This window comes from Streptomyces capoamus, assembly GCF_014654935.1.
Taxonomy (GTDB): domain Bacteria; phylum Actinomycetota; class Actinomycetes; order Streptomycetales; family Streptomycetaceae; genus Streptomyces; species Streptomyces capoamus.
In genome coordinates this window covers 260,719-275,877 of record NZ_BNBF01000007.1, presented here as the reverse complement: position 1 = coordinate 275,877, position 15,159 = coordinate 260,719, and the positions used below count along the sequence as shown (strand labels likewise).

Sequence of the window (15,159 nt, the reverse complement as noted above, 5' to 3'; positions counted from 1 at the left end):
CAGCTCGGGAGCGAGGTACGCCGACTCTCGGCAGATGCGGGCCGCGTCGCCGAGGGAGAGGTACGGCGTACGGATGCGGGACCAGCCGCCCGAGGTGTCGCCGGCCACGGCCAGGCCCGGCCGCTCGGGAGCGATGGCGCAGGCGGCCATGACGGCTTCGGGCGCGATGTCGCCGAGCGCCATCTTCGCGGAGGCCTCGTCGTTGACGCGATGGCAGACGCGGCCGGTCAGCTGGGCCCGCAGCATGGTCGCTCCCTTGCCCAGCTCGGCGCCGAAGCGCTGCCCGCAGACCTCCAAATAGATGCCGGCGGCTCGGCCGAGCTGGGCGAGCCGGATGAGCTGCGTGACCATCTCGTCGCGGCGTTCCTCGTCCTTCTTCGTCGCGACGAGGAAGAGTTCCGCTACCTCGTCCACGAACAGCACGACCGGCACCGGACGTTCGCTTTCGGGCAAACCCCAGATGTCCGAGGTGATGTCCTCAGCGGGAATGCCGGGAGCGATGCCCTGCCGGGCCTTGATCAGGTCGTACCGGTCCTCCATTTCCTTGATGAGCACGGGCAGCAGTTCGGCCGCCTGCTCCGGGTCGGTCGCGAGCGCCGACAGACGAGCGGCGAACGGCGCCAGCTCCACTCCGCGCTTGCAGTCGATGCCGACCAGGGCGACCGGTTGCCGCGCCAGTCCGGTGACCAGGTGCCGCAAGTACATCGACTTACCCGAAAGCGTTGCGCCGAGCGTGAGCTGATGCGGGACGGCGCGATAGTCCCGTACGAAGGCCGTCGCGTCCTCCCTCAGCGCCACCGGTACCTTGAGATGCCCGCCGCCTGCTTTCCTCGGCATCCGCACGTCGCGCAGCACGTCGAAGCCGACGAGCCGCAGCTCCACCACTCCCGGCTTCACGTCCTTCACGTACACGGCGTGGACGCCCCAGGCATGCCGCAGCCGCTCGGCTGAGGCGGCGACGTCCGCCGGTTCCTGCCCAGGAGCGAGGCGCAGCCGAAGCCGCAGGCCCGTCGAGGTGGGCCGGATGATGCCCCGCCGCGGGGGAACCGGCCGGACCTCACGTCGAGTCGTCGCCTTGACGGCGAAAGCGCGCAGCCGGGAAGGCTGTACCGTCAGGCCGCATGCCTCCATCACGGAGCCGTATGAGCCCAGGAGCCGAGCCGTCGATAACGGCAGTCCGACCGTGGACCAGTAGACGCCCGGGTGACGAGCCCGGGTGTAGGCGGCCCCGCCGCCGAACGCGGCGAGGGGGCCACCCACCTCCAGCAGTGTCATCCAGTCCGACATTAGGCGGATGCCCCGACGGTGGCCGGGAAGGCGGCCGGCGCGACCGCAGCCGCGCGGAAGGCGATGCCGTGCCGCTGCTGGCCGTTGAACACGCTTTCCCAAGGCCGTGCCACCAGGCCCACCAGCGAGACCGGAGCGCCCAGCATCAGACCTTCGGTGACGCCGCTTTCCGGAACAGTGACCTTGATCAGCGAGGACTCGCCGTCCTCGATATAGACGACGCCGATCGTCATCAGCGCTTCGCCGCTGTTGGCGTCCTTGGCGATCTCCCCGGTCTGCCGGTCCCGTACCTTCGGTTCCGGTGCCTCAGTCAGCAGGATGGTGGCCGACGAGGTCTCCACACGGATTACACGCACAGAACTGATCTCCCTTGCGCCGCACCGCACGCATGCACGACGGTGCAATTAGTGAGGAATGACTACGCAACGGGAGGTTGACCGCATACCGACTGGGCGCGATACGCTCCAAGAGCGTTGATGCCAACGACGCACCCGGCCTGAGTGGGCTGCCTCCCGCTCAGGCCACATCTGCTTTCTGTGGCCCTTTCCGCTCACGTGCTGGCGCAGGTCTGCCTTCCTGCTCCGGCGCGTTCGCACGCCCGCATCACCAACTCCGCTGGACGCGAAGGGGTGTGCTGACAACAACCACAGTAACCCGTACTCCAAGTACTGTCTAGTACTTCAGGTACTAGTCCGTGCTTCGTGTACGCCCAGCTCTCCCGCCAGGGCGCGCAGCTCCTCAGAGGGCGGCTGGCTCATAGTCAGCAGGTCGGCGATGAGTTGCTTCACCATCGGCAGGGCCCGCACCAGCTCCGGCGACAGCTCACGGGCCGCCAGCAGCGCTGAAACGGCGTCAGCGACTTGACGTCGCTGGGCATACGCCCTGGCAAGGTCGATCTGGAAGCGTGTCTGCCGTTCCGCCGACAGCCCGGAGGCATCGACGGTCTGCGCAGCCCGCAGGGCGACTCCGGCGTCTCCCAGGTCCACCGCGACGGCCACCTCATGCAAGGCAACATTGGTGGGCCCGAACTCGGTGTTGTAGTCGTTGCGCCCGTCACCGACCTGGTCGCCCATCTCGCGGGCCTCACGGAGGTACCCATAAGCGTCATCGGCAAGGTTCAACCGAGCCGCAGCCACCGCGCGTTGCAAGGTCAGCGCACCGCGCAGGGCGACTGCCTCAACCTGCCCGGACCCGGCCAGGGGCCGCAAGGCATCAGCCGCGCTCCCGGACACCTGGGCCGCCTGATCGAAGTGACGCGCGCCGAGGAAGACCAGTGACAGACGGAACTCGCCGGCCGCCATCAGCAGCGGATCATTCGCCCGCTCGGCAGCAACCACGGCCCGGTCTACGGCGATCCAGGCCGCTTCAGGCTCGCCCATGTTCGCCAGAGCGCCACTGCACGTGTGGTACATAACTGCCAGGAGCCGGAACAGCTCGGGCCGTTCCGACTCGGAGACTGACCGGGTAGCCGACTCCAGCCGGGGCACCAGCCCTTCGAGCAGTTCGGCCAGGTCGGCGTAGTTCCCCTGGTGGGTGAGCGACCATGCGCGGTCGACTTCGGCGCGCAGTGCCGGCACGTCAGGGGAAACGTCCTGCCGACCGAGGACCGCTTTGAGTGAGTGAGCCGCGCTCAGCACCAGCCGCAGGCGACTCGCACCAGGCGGCTCCCCTTCGGTCACCGACGCGACGAGCGGTGCCTCTGCCGCCAGCTCAGCGATCGGCACTTCCAGGACGTCGGCGACCTTCTCGAGCACGGTCATTCGGTCGATGCGCCGTACGCCCCGCTCGACCTGGGAGACCCAGGCTTCCGAGCGCCCCAGCAGGCCGGCGAACTCCTTCTGCGACAGCCCCCGGCGTTTGCGGTTGAAGGCGATCTTGCGACCAAGCGCCTTCTGATACTCAGTGCTCAACGTCCACGCCCTTGCCGGACACGAAATCCAAGCGGTCCACCTCGACGGCGGACAGGTACTGATCCCGCTGGGAGAGGAAGGCGCGCACGTAATCCTTCGACTCGTGGTCTTCGAAGGCCTCCTTGTCCCGGTAGAGCTCATAGAAGACGCGCTCCAGCGGACGCCCGTCAACGCGGTGCACGGCGTAGACCACCGTTCCGGGTTCGTTCGCCCGGATCAGCTCCCCTGTCCGCGCCACCAGGTCATCGAACGCAGCCGCCGCCACGTCGTCCTTGCACGTGAAGCGCACAAACAGCCCGAACATGCGGAGTCCTTCCTCCCTCGGCATCAGGTCAGCACCAGACCATGCGGCGAACGCTATGCGCCCACCCGCCCGCACGAAAAGTACGAACCCGCACTCTCGGTACGCGCACATTCGGTACGGTGCTAGTACTAATTGTACGGCTCGGTATGGTCCGTGTCAGCCGGTCCGTCTGGCGGACACAGAAAGCAGCAGGTCACCGCCATGGAGGACGCCATGCGCACCCACCAACGCACGTTCCCAGGGGACCCCAGAGCGCTCCGCAGCGCGCGCAACTGGATCCACGCCGCCCTGAATGGTCACCCCCACTCCGATGACGCCGCGCTGATCGTCACGGAACTCGGCACCAACGCCCTCACCTACACAGCCAGCGGATGCGGCGCCGGCGCTTTCCACGTCACGCTCACCGTCTCCGAGCTCACCACCACGATCGCAGTGACCGACTCCGGCCAAGCCAGGACCACCCCTGAAATTCAGCATCCGCCCCTCAACGCCACCCACGGCCGCGGACTCGGCATGGTGGCCGCCCTCGCCGACAACGTCACGGTCCAGGGCGACGATTCCGGCCGCACGGTCACCGCGGAGCTCCGCACAGACAGCCACCAGGGAGGACAGTCGTGCTGATGAAGGATCCTCGCCGCGGCTACTGGTGCGAGTGCTGGACAGAAGACCTCACCGAGCAGCGGCGGCCGGCGCTCTTGGCATCCTTCGACGCCTACACAGCACCCCAAGCAGACCGATGGGTCGCAGTCGCACTCCGCACCATCTCCCCGGCTCTCGACGCGGACGCATCCGACGCAGCATGGGAGTGGCTGTACGACGGCCGCATCGAGACGAGACGAGCCCTCTTGCGCTCCGAGCCCAGCACGGTCTCAGTCACCCACGAGCAGACCCGCATCACATGGACGATCCGACCAGTGATCTTCCTGCCGCTCGCACATCGTCAGAGCGCTGAACTGCCAGCCTGCGCGTACGACTTCAAAGCCCAGGCGCCCCAGGCAGTCGACTGAGTAACAACCTTCTTCACGGGTTCAAGGCGGCTCGCTCCGCTCCCCGCGCGTGGCCCGGCCCCCGGCCGGGCCTGCGCTCCTGTCTCCGCCCCGCTCCAGCCCGGCCGGCGCCCGTGCCACGCTCTAAGCGTTCAGCCAACCTGACGTCAGAGAAGGGGTACGTCGTGGCTGGGGGCTCCACGGCTTTACCCACCTCCCCGGTCCGGGTCCCGCGTCGAGCAAGACCAGGGGGCCACTCGTGCACATTGCGGTCAGGCCCAAAGCCTGCCCGAGTTGCCAACCAGCGTACGGCCCCCTGATCATGCTCGACCCCAGACCGGGCAGGCCACCGGCCAAACCCGCTCCGCCGATTCCAGCACCGGTCAACCGGGAGCTCCTAAATACCCTTGACCTAATTAACAGTACTCGTGTGAGCCTGATGCACACGGCACATCGGGGATTCCAGTGCGTCGACGGCTTGTCCATGCCGTGTCGCGTCCGGTGACCACCGAATTTCCTCACCAGATGAGGTGATGGTCAGCGATCCAGCGCACGCGAACCTGGCGAAGACTCCAGGTCCGCTTCGAAGGCTAGTGATAGGAAGGCTCTCTGGATGACACGAACGACTAACTTGCGTGCAGGCAATCTGCACGTCATCTCCAAGCGCTTCGCGTAGCCCTTCAACGATCTCTTTACGAGGATTCACAAAATGTGATCTACCATGAGAGAAGATCACCAATCTAGGCCTAACAGCTCTGGCCAGGTCAATTGCAAAAGCTTTGTTGTCCGACGCACCTGAACGACCTCCGTGGTGAGGAAACACCAAAACTGGTGCACTCATGTCCACATTGGCGCGCTGCATCTCCGCGAATCCCTTAGCATCAAGATCACCAGGCAGCAGTACAGCTGGCTTGCCATCTAGTTCGATCCGAACAACGGCGGACATACCGTTGGAAGTTATCGGCCCTAGCGGATGCGCGCCACCTGTGGGTCCGACGCCGGCCCACACGATCCCCGGGTGTAGCACTCTCACACCTATTCGGCGGACATCTAGTAGGCCGTCCGAACCTACATTGAGATTAGTGCGGACGCCGATCAGGCCTTTCCTCTGCCGATCAGCCGCCACCGTCAACAAGTCGAGGAAGGCCTCGGAGAACTTCGTCGAATCAGGATTAGCCCACAGCGTCTTGACGGTGACTTCATCATGCGCCATGAGCGCTGCGGCACCTTTGATGTGGTCGTTATCCGCATGAGAAAGAATGAGGTGTTCGACGACCTGTGCCCCGACGGTAGCCATCTCTTGCAGAAGAGGCTCCACTGCAGGCACGTCTACGACGACCCCACTCGTGCCGTCGTATATAAGCGAGCAGTTGCCGTGCCCCACGTTCAAGATCGCAGCTGCCAGCTCGTCAGCCGACCTCGGCTTTGGAAGGGGTACAACCCCAGACATGACACTCCCCCCTACCGCACCGAAAGCCAACTCTGCGGGATTTCTGGCGCTACCTCAAAATTTTCGAAGAATAGCTCTTCCGAAGACCGAGCGTGGATGTTGACGTTGGCCATGAATCGCATTCCAGGCAGATCGTCAGTTGCCAGTCCCACGGATGACGTGATCATGTCTGCAGGTAGGATTACAGCATCTACCGGGTCCCAAGCCACGACAATCACCTCGACAATCCGCTCGGCCCCTATCTGATCGACACGGAGAACGCGGACGACGGTTCGGTGACCTTCCCGCTCAAGCGCAGGCCCCAGTAACTGCTCACGATGAGCCAACTGCAGAGCCGACTCGATTTCTGCCGGCTTGAAACGCTTGCGAAGCATGCAAGGGATGCTCGACCGCCACCTGCGGATACTCGTCTGCTCATCGAGATCAGCGTAGCCAGTCACTAGCACTGCTGGGATACGACGGCGGTTACTTGCTGCGACGACTTGGGCGCCTGTGAAGGCAGCAGTGGCCCCGTGGCTCAACCTGTGATCGCATACCAAGCCATCTGCTTTTGCCGCTACAGCATCAAGCAAGGCTTCAAGGGTAGGAAACGACGGATCGATGGCGACCGGCTCGAACTCAGCGTCCTCTAGCAGGATAGAGGTCCGTCGCATGTCATCGACCGAGTCATCGACTACCGCGATCTTTGAGCCAGGTCGAATCTCGTCAATTAATCCCTGCACACTCGCCCTCACTATGCAGAATTCTCAACCGTACCCCTTGACAGATCACGAAGGGGCAATGCGCGGAAACGACACATAAAACTCCGCGCCGCCCAACTCGCCATGCTCGATCGCCCAAACCTGTCCCTTCAAATCGAGCACGATATCCCGCACGATGGTAAGTCCCATACCCGTTCCCTCATTTCGGGTTGACTTACCGGGCTTCCATACATCTTCCTTGGATATGTTTGTGATTCCCGGACCGGAATCGAGGACACCAAGAGTGACGAAGTCCTGGGAAGTCTCCGTCCGTACCACTATTACACGTTCGGGGGACTGATTTTGGGGACTCGTGAACGTTGCAACGGAGTTGGCCAAGAAGTTAGCCAGAATCGCTTCGACTGACGCGATGGTTGAACGTACGAGCGCAGGAGGATCTTCTGCCAAATCAGTTGAGACAGAGACTCGTGCGTCACTGAAGTACGGATCGAAGCTCTCAACTATGTCCTGCACGATCAGATTGACGTCTACGTCACGCCACTTCCGCTTACGCTGCTTGAGTAGTGCCAGAGGAAGCTCAGCGAATGTCTGTAGCGAGGCAGCTGACTTCTTAATCAGTTCTACCGGGTCAGCCAGTAGAGAGGCAAAACGTTCGCCGCCGAGTGCACGCTCTCCTCTCGTAGCGATAGATCCAACCATTTGTTCAATCGTGTCGACCGGCCGAAGAGTCTCATGGGCAAATACAGCAGTCGTGGTCCCCACCGTGCTTAGGGTCCGGTAAAGCATCAAGTCGTTCTCAACTACTTCCAGGCGCTCCTCCATAGCGGCCCTGTCGTCGCGGACCGCTTGCTGCACCAGCGGCCGAACGCTCTCAGGCACGAGCTTAAGCGCTGCATCGACTCTATCGTGAGTCTCCTTCACTTTCTCGCGTGTCTTCTTTTTTTCCTCGATCTTCCTCTTATCACGCCGCTGGAGACGGACGTCCGCAGCCCACTCCAGAGCGGCACGCACAAACTCCTTTAGCTCCATAAATGCCATATTCTCAACGAACCCACTACGGTCCGTTTTAGGAACCAAGGTGCCGTTATCACTGACAACCTTCAAGCGTCCTACGGAGTTATTGGTTCCTGGTCGCTCCTCTGGGTTGCGCTTCTGCAAGACGTTCATGTCCAACCAGTCATAGCCGCGATCCCCGTAGGGATGCACACGCAATCCGCGCTGATAGAAGTGAACGCCTCCTACTTCATCAAGCCACGCAAGGTAGGCCTTCCGTAGCGCCGGCGTCATCTGGGTGCTGAAGGATGGCTTAGTTCGATTGAACATCCAGACTTCCAACTCCGCCGGCGGAGCTAGATATCCGGAGTGGTTTCCCATTTCCGAAGCTGATGCAACTGCGAAGTGATCGCCAGAGGCGATGATTGTTCCTGTCCCATCCACCAGATATGCCGCAGCTTGACCGTTCTCATCCAGCGTGGCTTTCAAGACGTAATGGGCAGCCTCGAAAAATCCCGCCTCAACTACTCGCTGCAGTTCGGAGAATTCTGGCGCATGCAGAACGACACTGAAGTCATCGCTTTTGTCCGGGAACGGCCCCGTCAACATAACAAGGGAACGGGCGAGTCGCCTCACATCGGCGTCTGTAAGTGGAGCCCGCAAATCACGGATTTCGATCGTAGTACCAGGAAGTTCGTCCGTTTCCCGGGTGATTACGTCAAGGCCGACTTCCTCAATTGCAGTCGCCTTGTCGTACCGCTCCCAATCAATACGCACCACGTGCTCACGCTGCGGCTCGACCGTAGGGCGCGTACGGACGATGGCTGAACGTCCCAGGCGTAGCGCCGCCAATCGCCCTAGACCTTTTTCGCCTACTTTTCTCCTGCCACCAGCGGTGACAGCATCCTCGACTTTGGCTGAGCGGCCAAGAAGCAAGAAACCATCCCTGATGGACTCAAGCGTCATTCCATCGCCGACGTCGGACACGACGATTGTTCCGCCCGGCTCCCCCACGTTTTGGAGGCGGACTTCGCAACTCTCCGCATCGGCGTCATACGAGTTGCGTGCCAGTTCCACGATCCCCAAGTCTGGGTGTGGGATGAGTTCCTCGCCCAGTCGGGCAAGCATCTCCGGTGCGAAGCGGAGCCTCTCTGTCGCCATCTAGTACCTGCCCCCCACGTCCTAGATAGGTGCCCGCGCCGGTAGCCCGCGAAGCTTGCTCAGCGGCACAGCCGTTCCTGCCTGTCAGCAAGATCACTTCTCTTGGCCAGCGTAGTGCTGCGCAATCGCCGCGTGCACTACGTTGGTCGGACGACTCTGACCCAAAGCGACCCTCGTTGAACCGATGGTGACACAACGTCAGGGCCAGAAGCTAGAGGTGACAGGAAGTGGGGGCGACATGACAGGAGCTCGGGGCTACAGCGAGTACACCGCTCAACTGCGTCAACTGACCACCGATGCAGCTGCAGGCCGCACAGTCCAACCTCGCCGCTTGCTGGCCAGTGTTGACGGGGAAGCGTCTGAACAGCTGCGTCGCCTAGTGCCCTTGCAGTATCGCCGGCAGGTGGGTGCCTTCTTCACGCCCGCCCCCCTGAAGCAACGTGTGACCGAGCTACTGCTTCGGCACCGTGCCAACTCGTACCTGGACCCTACTTGCGGCTCCGGAGACCTGCTCCTGGCTGCCTCGAACGTCCTTCCCATCCAAAACTCATTGGCTGCCACTCTCCGCGACTGGACAGATCGGCTTTACGGGTGCGATATCAATCGAGAGTTCGTGGAGGCAGCTCGACATCGCCTCTTTATCGCCGCGCTGCTACGACATGGCGTCGCACGAGACGAGCAAGTCACTTCTGTTGAAACGGGCAGGTATTTCTCTAACATTGTCGTAGGAGACGGACTCAACTCCCTCTCGAAGGCGGACTCGTTCACCGGGCACATACTGCTTAATCCGCCGTTCGGCGTGATGTCGTCTTCCCTAAGCCGGGAGTGGACATCGAAGCCAACGTCCACTGCCGCCATTTTCGCATATCAAGCCGTTCGCCACCTGGCTTTCGGAGGGCGCCTGACAGCAATCCTTCCAGACGTGTTGCGAAGCGGCAGCCGCTATCAATCTTGGCGGACACTGGTGGATGAAATATGCGCGCGAGAATCAATCATCACCTATGGACAATTTGACGACCATGCTGACGTGGATGTCTTTCTGCTGAACGCTAGAAGAGTCACCCCCCTCGCGGAGCACAGGCCCGCAACGGAGTGGTGGGCCCCCGAAGCTCTGCCTCTTACTGGGCCGCGGATTGGTGATTACTTCACAATTCGGGTCGGCACTGTAGTCGATAACCGCGACCCAACTGAGGGTCCGATCTATCCCTTCGCTAAAGCCAGGGATCTCCCACCGTCCGGCGAGGTTTCCCTTCCTTCCGGTCGCCGGAAATTCGCCGGCCGGGTGTTCGAGCCTCCTTTCGTGCTCCTACGCAGGACCTCGCGTCCTGCGAAACCTGGCCAGTCTCGCGTCTGTGGTGTATTGATTACAGGAAAGAACCCTGTCGCTGTGGATAATCACCTGATTGCAGCCTTGCCTAAGGATCACTCAATCGAGTCATGTCGGGCACTTCTAGGGGTATTGGCCAGCGAGCCTACAAGTGAGTGGCTGGATAATCGGATCCGATGCCGACACCTTACGGTGGGGGCAGTGCGAGAGATCCCATGGCGTGATCTCGCCGATTTTAGTTAGGCGTTGGAGAAGAATATCCGCGCCAACTGATCCTGTGCCGTCGAGAAGAGGCGACTTAGATGGCGCCGAACAGCTCGCACGCCGGGCCCACGTTAGTTCGAGCGTCACATCCTCATGCTCTCCGACGGAGCCGGGGAGCTCTCCGAGCAGCTGGATGGGCCGTTGGAGCATGCCAAGGCCGTCGGCCTCGACTACGCGATTGGCTCGCAAGAAGCCAATGATTGGGCTCTGACCCGCACTCGAATGCTCGCCATCCTTCGCGAGATCCCGGAGAGCGTCAGGTACAACAGCAGTCCTGAGTAACCCGTCTGTGGGATGGTGCGGCCCTCCATGACCGCACCCGCTGCTCAGGCGGGATACGCCTCGCTAACCCGGCTCCTGCTCGTGGACCATTCGTGGACAGGGACTCTGCGTAAGCGGAACCATGGGCCCGTAACCTGCAAGAATCCTCAGCAGCAAAGCGGCCTCCGGAGCCGTGTACGCGGGCTCGAATCCTGCTTAAGGCACTCACCGATCAGCTGTGAGCGTTTCTAGGTGAGCAGAGCGGACGCGGGCAGAGATGAGCGGCAGGCAGTCTGACTGGCGCCTGCTCTGTTTCCTAGTTCGCCTCGTCAGCGTGTGCCCGCGCGTCGGCCGCTTCATCAGTGGCCTTGGCCTCGTCGTAGGCGGATGCGGCGCGTAGCCACATGGTCCTGACCTCTGTAGGTGGGGTGCCTGCCTCGGAGAGGGTGAGGGCGAGTTCTCCCAGGGCCTCGCCGGTGCGGAACGCGTCCTTCTGGTCGGTGAGCATCGCGGCAGCGCGTTCGCCGGCAGCCGCTGCCTCCTCGAAGCGTTGCACCTTTCTGAGGGCGACCCCCAGGTTGTTCCAGGCGATGGCCGCGCCGTGGGTGTCGCCGAGTTCCTCGTAGAGGTCGCGGGCCCTCTCGGCGGCGGTGAGCGCTTCGTCGAAGCGCCGCGCCCCACGGAGGGCGAGCCCGAGGTTGTTCCAGGCGCCGGCCGCGCCCTGGGTGTTGCCGAGCTCCTCGTAGAGGTCCCGGGAGCTCTCGGCGGCGGAGATCGATTCGTCGAAGCGCCGTACTCCCCGGAGGGCGAGCCCGAGGCTGTTCCAGGTGCCGGCCACGCCCTGGGTGTCGTCGAGCTTTTGGTACAGGTCACGGGCGCTCTCGTGAGCGGTGAGCGCTTCCTCGAAGCGCCGCATCTCTTGCAGGGAACCGCCGAGGTTGTTCCAGGCGCTGGCCATGCCCTGGGTGTGGCCGAGCTCCTGATACAGGTCACGAGCCCTCTCGTGAGCGGTGAGTGCTTCCTCGAAGCGCCGTACCCCTTGGAGGGCGGCCCCGAGGTTGTTCCAGGCGCTGGCCGTACCCTGCGTGTCGCCGAGCTCCTGGTAGGCGTCGCGGGCTCTCTCGGCGGCGGTCAGCGCTTCCTCGAAGCGCCGTAACCCTTGGAGGGCGCCCCCGAGGTTGTTCGAGGCACTGGCCGTACCCTGCGTGTCGCCGAGCTCCTCGTAGACGTCACGAGCCCGCTCGTGGAGGGTGATCGCTTCCTCGAAGCGCCGTACCCCTTGGAGGGCGCCGCCGAGGTTGTTCCAGGCGCCGGCCGCTCCGTGGGTGTCGCCGAGCTCCTCGTACACGTCGCGGGCTCTCTCGGCGGCGGTGATCGCTTCCTCGTAGCGCTGCACGCCCTGGAGGGCCAGCCCGAGGTTGTTCCAGGCGCCGGCTGCACCGTGGGTGTCGCCCAGCTTCTGGTGCAGGTCGCGGGCCCTCTCGACAGCGGTGATCGCTTCCTCCAGGCGCCGGGCCCCCCGGAGGGCGAGCCCGAGGTTGTTCCAGGCGCTGGCCGCACCGTGGGTGTCGCCGAACTCCTGGTGCAGGTCGCGGGCCTTCTCGTGGGCGGTGATCGCTTCCTCGAAGCGCCGCACCCCCTGGAGGGCGGCGCCGAGGTTGTTCCAGGCGCCGGCCTCGTTGGCGCGGTCTCCCATGGCCCGGCAGGCGTCCAAGGCCAGGGAGTGAATGGCTACGAGGTCCTGGAGCCGCCTGCGCCAGTCCAGGTATCGGCTCAGCCCGAAGGCGAGACGCGTGGCGCTGACGGTGGGACTCTCGGCATGGGCGGTGGCGATGAGGTTGGCGCGTTCGGTGTCCAGCCACTCCAGGGCCTGTGCCCGGTTGTCGAACCGCGATGAGGGTGTGGTCGTCCCGGACGGCGGGAGGTGGGTGTCGGCGGCTTCGGCCGTGTGTACGTAGTAGGCGACCAGGCGGGCGCGGGCCTGTTCGTAGCGACGCCGGGCGGGGCGGGAGTTGCCTGTGTGCGCTTCGGCTTGTACGGCGGCGTAGTCCCGCAGGAGGTCGTGCAACTGCCACCGTCCCCGCACCGGTCCGCGTTGCACGAGGTGCGCGACGGCCAGCTGTCCCAGGAGGTTCTCCGTGATCAGCCGGGACTTGTCGGTCAAGGACATGGCGGCGTCCGTGGAGATGTCGGGGCCGGCGTTGAGCGACAGCAGTCGGAACAGGTCGGCCTGCTGCGGCGACAGTCGGTCCAGGGATTGATCGAACGTGGCGCGCAGGCTGCGCTCACCGTCGTCCAGTCCCTCCAGCCGCTCTCCGCTCCGGGTGAGGCGATCGGCGCGCTCGGCGAGCGGCTGCCCCGGGTCGGCCGCCAGCAGTGCCGCGGTGATCTGCAGCGCCAGCGGCAGGCAACCGCAGGCCAGTACGACTCGTTCGGCGGCTTCCGGATCGTCCGCGACCCGTGAGTCGTCGGCATCGGCATTGCGCAGAGCGGCGTCGAGGAGCGCGACGGCCTCCTCGGGCTGCAGGAGGTTGAGGGTGCGCATGCGGCCCAGGCCCGACAGGCTCCGGCGCGAGGTGACCAGCAGACCGTGCCGTCCCGTCGGCAGCAGCGGCCGTACCTGTTCGGCGCTGAAGGCGTTGTCCGCGATCACCAGGAGCCGTTCGCCCGCCCGCGTCCGGGCATCGAGCTGGGAGCGGTAGAGCGCCTCCCGTTCCATCGCCGTCGGTGGTATGTGTTCGGCCGACACCCCCAGGGACCGCAGCAGGGCGTCCAGGACGTTCTCGGGCTGGGCCGGCACGGGATCGTAGCCGCGTAGGCCGACCAGCAGGACCCCGGTGAACCAGCCCCGGTCCTGTGCGGCATGGCCGACCGCGTGCACCAAGGTGGTCTTACCCACTCCGGGCAGCCCGGCCAGAACAGCCACCGCGGGTCCGTCCTCCCGCGCCGGGTCGAGAAGTCCGAGCAGGAAGGCGAGGTCCTCCTCACGCCCGGTGAACTCCGGCGGCAACGGCGGTAGCGCCGCCATCGCGGTGGGTACCGGGGCGTACTGGTGCACGAAGGTGTTGTGCTGCGTGCCGCTGCCCTGCGCCGGTCCGCCGAAGTTGCCGCCCCGGAAGTCGTTGCGCAGCCCCTCGTCGGCCCGGCCGCCCTCGCGACTCCCGCGCGCGGCGTTCTTGCGCACGCGGTCCTTGGACTTCTTCTTGTTCCCTCCCACGCCGACTCGCTCTACGACTGGAAGGTGTTGTGCTGCGTGCCGCTGCCCAGAACCGGTCCGTGGAACGTCGAGTACCGGAAGTCGATGTGCGTCATCTCGGCCTTGCCGCGCATGCCGGCCCGGTCGACCAGGGCTTGCAGTTCGGCCGCGATCCGTTCCCGCTCCGGTTCGCCGGCTTCCTCTAGCAGGGTCTCGAACCGTGTCTGCCACACTGCCGCCTGGGCGACCCGGACGCGCTCGGCCTCTTCTCCGTCGTCCGCGGCATGCAACGCGGCCCGGGTACGGTCCAGGCGTTCGAGCTCGGCCCGCCCCCGTGCCGTCTCGCCGCCCCCGAGCATCCGCGCCACAGCATCGCGCAGACCGTTCCAGGCGTCCGTGCCGGCCGCCTGCACCACGGCGCCACCGCCGGTGGCCGCCAGTGTCATGAGCGCTTCTGCCAACATGGGTCCCCCAAGTCGCCCTCGAACGATGAAGACCAGCGTAGGCCGTCAAGTACCGCTGTATGAGCGGAAAGCCGGCGGCGGCACAGCGAGACGAGCATGTGACGCCGGTCACTTTTCGGGGTGTGATTGCCGGTTCCCGCTCGGGCGGCTCCTGGAGGTAACAACCTCGACGTGCGCTGCCACAAGGAGCACCCCATGGCCATGATGTGTTACTCGGATCTTGAGGACGACGATCCCCCTGGCGTCGCGGCGCTGCACGCGTCGCTGGAGAGATGGGTGGTCGATCTGCTGGCCGAGACCGCGTACCGGGCGACACGTCCGCCCGCGCGGTTCGTCTGGCAGGTCGAGGACCGTACTCCCGCGGCTGCCACCCGGGCCCTGGAGACGATCCGGTTCATCCGCTACGCCGCCGAGCAGTTGCTGGACAGGAATGCCTTCCTCCGCTACCTGTGCCCGGACTGTCCCCGTGAGGGGCACGCCCGCTGTCCGGCCCTCGGCCGTCCACGCCGGGCGGGGAAGGCCGTGCTGCACGAGGCGGTGTACGCGGTGCCCGTCGCGCCGCCGCCCGTGCACCGCGGGACCTGGCCGGTGCAGTCCCGGCCCGTGGCCTCCCGGGTGGTCGGACGCCTGCGGCTGATGGCGAGGCGGTTGCGGGAAGCCGCATGCGGTGCCGAAGCATGCGGTGCCGAAGAGGGCGCCGCCCGGACGACCCTGGTCGCGCACCTCTACGACATGGCCCGCGCGTGGACGTTCCAGGGGCTCGACGACAGCGTCGTGAACGTCGACGAGGAGCACGAGGGGAAGTTCGTGCGCGAGGTCATGCGCGCTGTGATGAAGAAGCGGGACGACGCGCTG

General features: G+C 64.6%; 13 protein-coding genes. 4 read left to right on the top strand and 9 right to left on the bottom strand.

Annotation, left to right across the window (positions count from 1 at the left end):
* The 4 genes from IE312_RS14295 to IE312_RS14280 form a co-directional block, all read right to left on the bottom strand.
* The coding region (locus IE312_RS14295) for an FtsK/SpoIIIE domain-containing protein (protein ID WP_189981723.1) at window positions 1-1,287 on the bottom strand (1,287 nt) is incomplete at its 3' end.
* A complete protein-coding gene (locus tag IE312_RS14290; RefSeq protein WP_189981722.1) occupies window positions 1,287-1,643 on the bottom strand; it encodes an SCO3933 family regulatory protein in 357 nt (118 codons plus the stop codon). The genes IE312_RS14290 and IE312_RS14295, both read right to left, overlap by 1 nt.
* 324 nt (window positions 1,644-1,967) lie before the next feature.
* Window positions 1,968-3,197 (bottom strand): helix-turn-helix domain-containing protein, encoded by a 1,230-nt coding sequence (locus tag IE312_RS14285; protein WP_189981720.1) that lies wholly within the window; start codon window positions 3,195-3,197, stop codon window positions 1,968-1,970.
* Complete coding sequence (locus IE312_RS14280) at window positions 3,187-3,501, bottom strand: putative quinol monooxygenase (RefSeq protein ID WP_189981718.1); 315 nt, start codon at window positions 3,499-3,501, stop codon at window positions 3,187-3,189. The genes IE312_RS14285 and IE312_RS14280 overlap by 11 nt, the downstream gene beginning before the upstream one ends.
* 201 nt (window positions 3,502-3,702) lie before the next feature.
* Here IE312_RS14280 and IE312_RS14275 point away from each other — a divergent pair, with 201 nt between their 5' ends.
* Window positions 3,703-4,122 (top strand): ATP-binding protein, encoded by a 420-nt coding sequence (locus tag IE312_RS14275; RefSeq protein WP_189981716.1) that lies wholly within the window; start codon window positions 3,703-3,705, stop codon window positions 4,120-4,122.
* A complete protein-coding gene (locus tag IE312_RS14270) occupies window positions 4,122-4,508 on the top strand; it encodes a hypothetical protein (RefSeq protein WP_189981840.1) in 387 nt (128 codons plus the stop codon). The genes IE312_RS14275 and IE312_RS14270 overlap by 1 nt, the downstream gene beginning before the upstream one ends.
* A 391-nt stretch (window positions 4,509-4,899) precedes the next feature.
* Here IE312_RS14270 and IE312_RS14265 read toward each other — a convergent pair whose 3' ends face one another.
* Genes IE312_RS14265 through IE312_RS14255 form a run of 3 tightly spaced genes read right to left on the bottom strand, consistent with a single transcriptional unit; the run spans window position 4,900 to window position 8,708 of the window.
* Window positions 4,900-5,937: a ComEC/Rec2 family competence protein gene (locus IE312_RS14265; RefSeq protein WP_368860005.1), complete on the bottom strand. Its 1,038-nt coding sequence runs from the start codon at window positions 5,935-5,937 to the stop codon at window positions 4,900-4,902.
* 11 nt (window positions 5,938-5,948) lie between these two features.
* Window positions 5,949-6,659, bottom strand: coding sequence for a DNA-binding transcriptional response regulator (locus IE312_RS14260; RefSeq protein WP_189981711.1), 711 nt, complete (start codon window positions 6,657-6,659; stop codon window positions 5,949-5,951).
* A 45-nt stretch (window positions 6,660-6,704) separates the two neighbouring features.
* Window positions 6,705-8,708, bottom strand: a complete 2,004-nt coding sequence (locus IE312_RS14255) for an ATP-binding protein (protein ID WP_189981709.1) — start codon at window positions 8,706-8,708, stop codon at window positions 6,705-6,707.
* 268 nt (window positions 8,709-8,976) lie between these two features.
* Here IE312_RS14255 and IE312_RS44130 point away from each other — a divergent pair, with 268 nt between their 5' ends.
* Window positions 8,977-10,362 (top strand): N-6 DNA methylase, encoded by a 1,386-nt coding sequence (locus IE312_RS44130; RefSeq protein ID WP_368860004.1) that lies wholly within the window; start codon window positions 8,977-8,979, stop codon window positions 10,360-10,362.
* A gap of 598 nt (window positions 10,363-10,960) precedes the next feature.
* On the opposite strand, the gene IE312_RS14245 is transcribed toward IE312_RS44130, so the two are convergent.
* Both IE312_RS14245 and IE312_RS14240 read right to left on the bottom strand, forming a co-directional pair.
* Window positions 10,961-13,861, bottom strand: coding sequence for a tetratricopeptide repeat protein (locus IE312_RS14245; protein ID WP_189981705.1), 2,901 nt, complete (start codon window positions 13,859-13,861; stop codon window positions 10,961-10,963).
* Between the two features lie 11 nt (window positions 13,862-13,872).
* Window positions 13,873-14,286 (bottom strand): hypothetical protein, encoded by a 414-nt coding sequence (locus tag IE312_RS14240; RefSeq protein WP_189981704.1) that lies wholly within the window; start codon window positions 14,284-14,286, stop codon window positions 13,873-13,875.
* A 213-nt stretch (window positions 14,287-14,499) separates the two neighbouring features.
* On the opposite strand from IE312_RS14240, the gene IE312_RS14235 reads away from it, so the two are divergent.
* The coding region (locus IE312_RS14235; protein WP_189981702.1) for a hypothetical protein at window positions 14,500-15,159 on the top strand (660 nt) is incomplete at its 3' end.

What these genes read in the sequence shown, in the direction of transcription:
- IE312_RS14280 (WP_189981718.1), bottom strand. Translation starts at nt 3,501, where the DNA reads ATGTTCGGGCTGTTTGTGCGCTTCACGTGCAAGGACGACGTGGCGGCG.
- IE312_RS44130 (WP_368860004.1), top strand. Translation starts at nt 8,977, where the DNA reads ATGGTGACACAACGTCAGGGCCAGAAGCTAGAGGTGACAGGAAGTGGG.
- IE312_RS14240 (WP_189981704.1), bottom strand. Translation starts at nt 14,286, where the DNA reads ATGACACTGGCGGCCACCGGCGGTGGCGCCGTGGTGCAGGCGGCCGGC.
- IE312_RS14270 (WP_189981840.1), top strand. Translation starts at nt 4,122, where the DNA reads ATGAAGGATCCTCGCCGCGGCTACTGGTGCGAGTGCTGGACAGAAGAC.
- IE312_RS14275 (WP_189981716.1), top strand. Translation starts at nt 3,703, where the DNA reads ATGGAGGACGCCATGCGCACCCACCAACGCACGTTCCCAGGGGACCCC.
- IE312_RS14265 (WP_368860005.1), bottom strand. Translation starts at nt 5,937, where the DNA reads ATGTCTGGGGTTGTACCCCTTCCAAAGCCGAGGTCGGCTGACGAGCTG.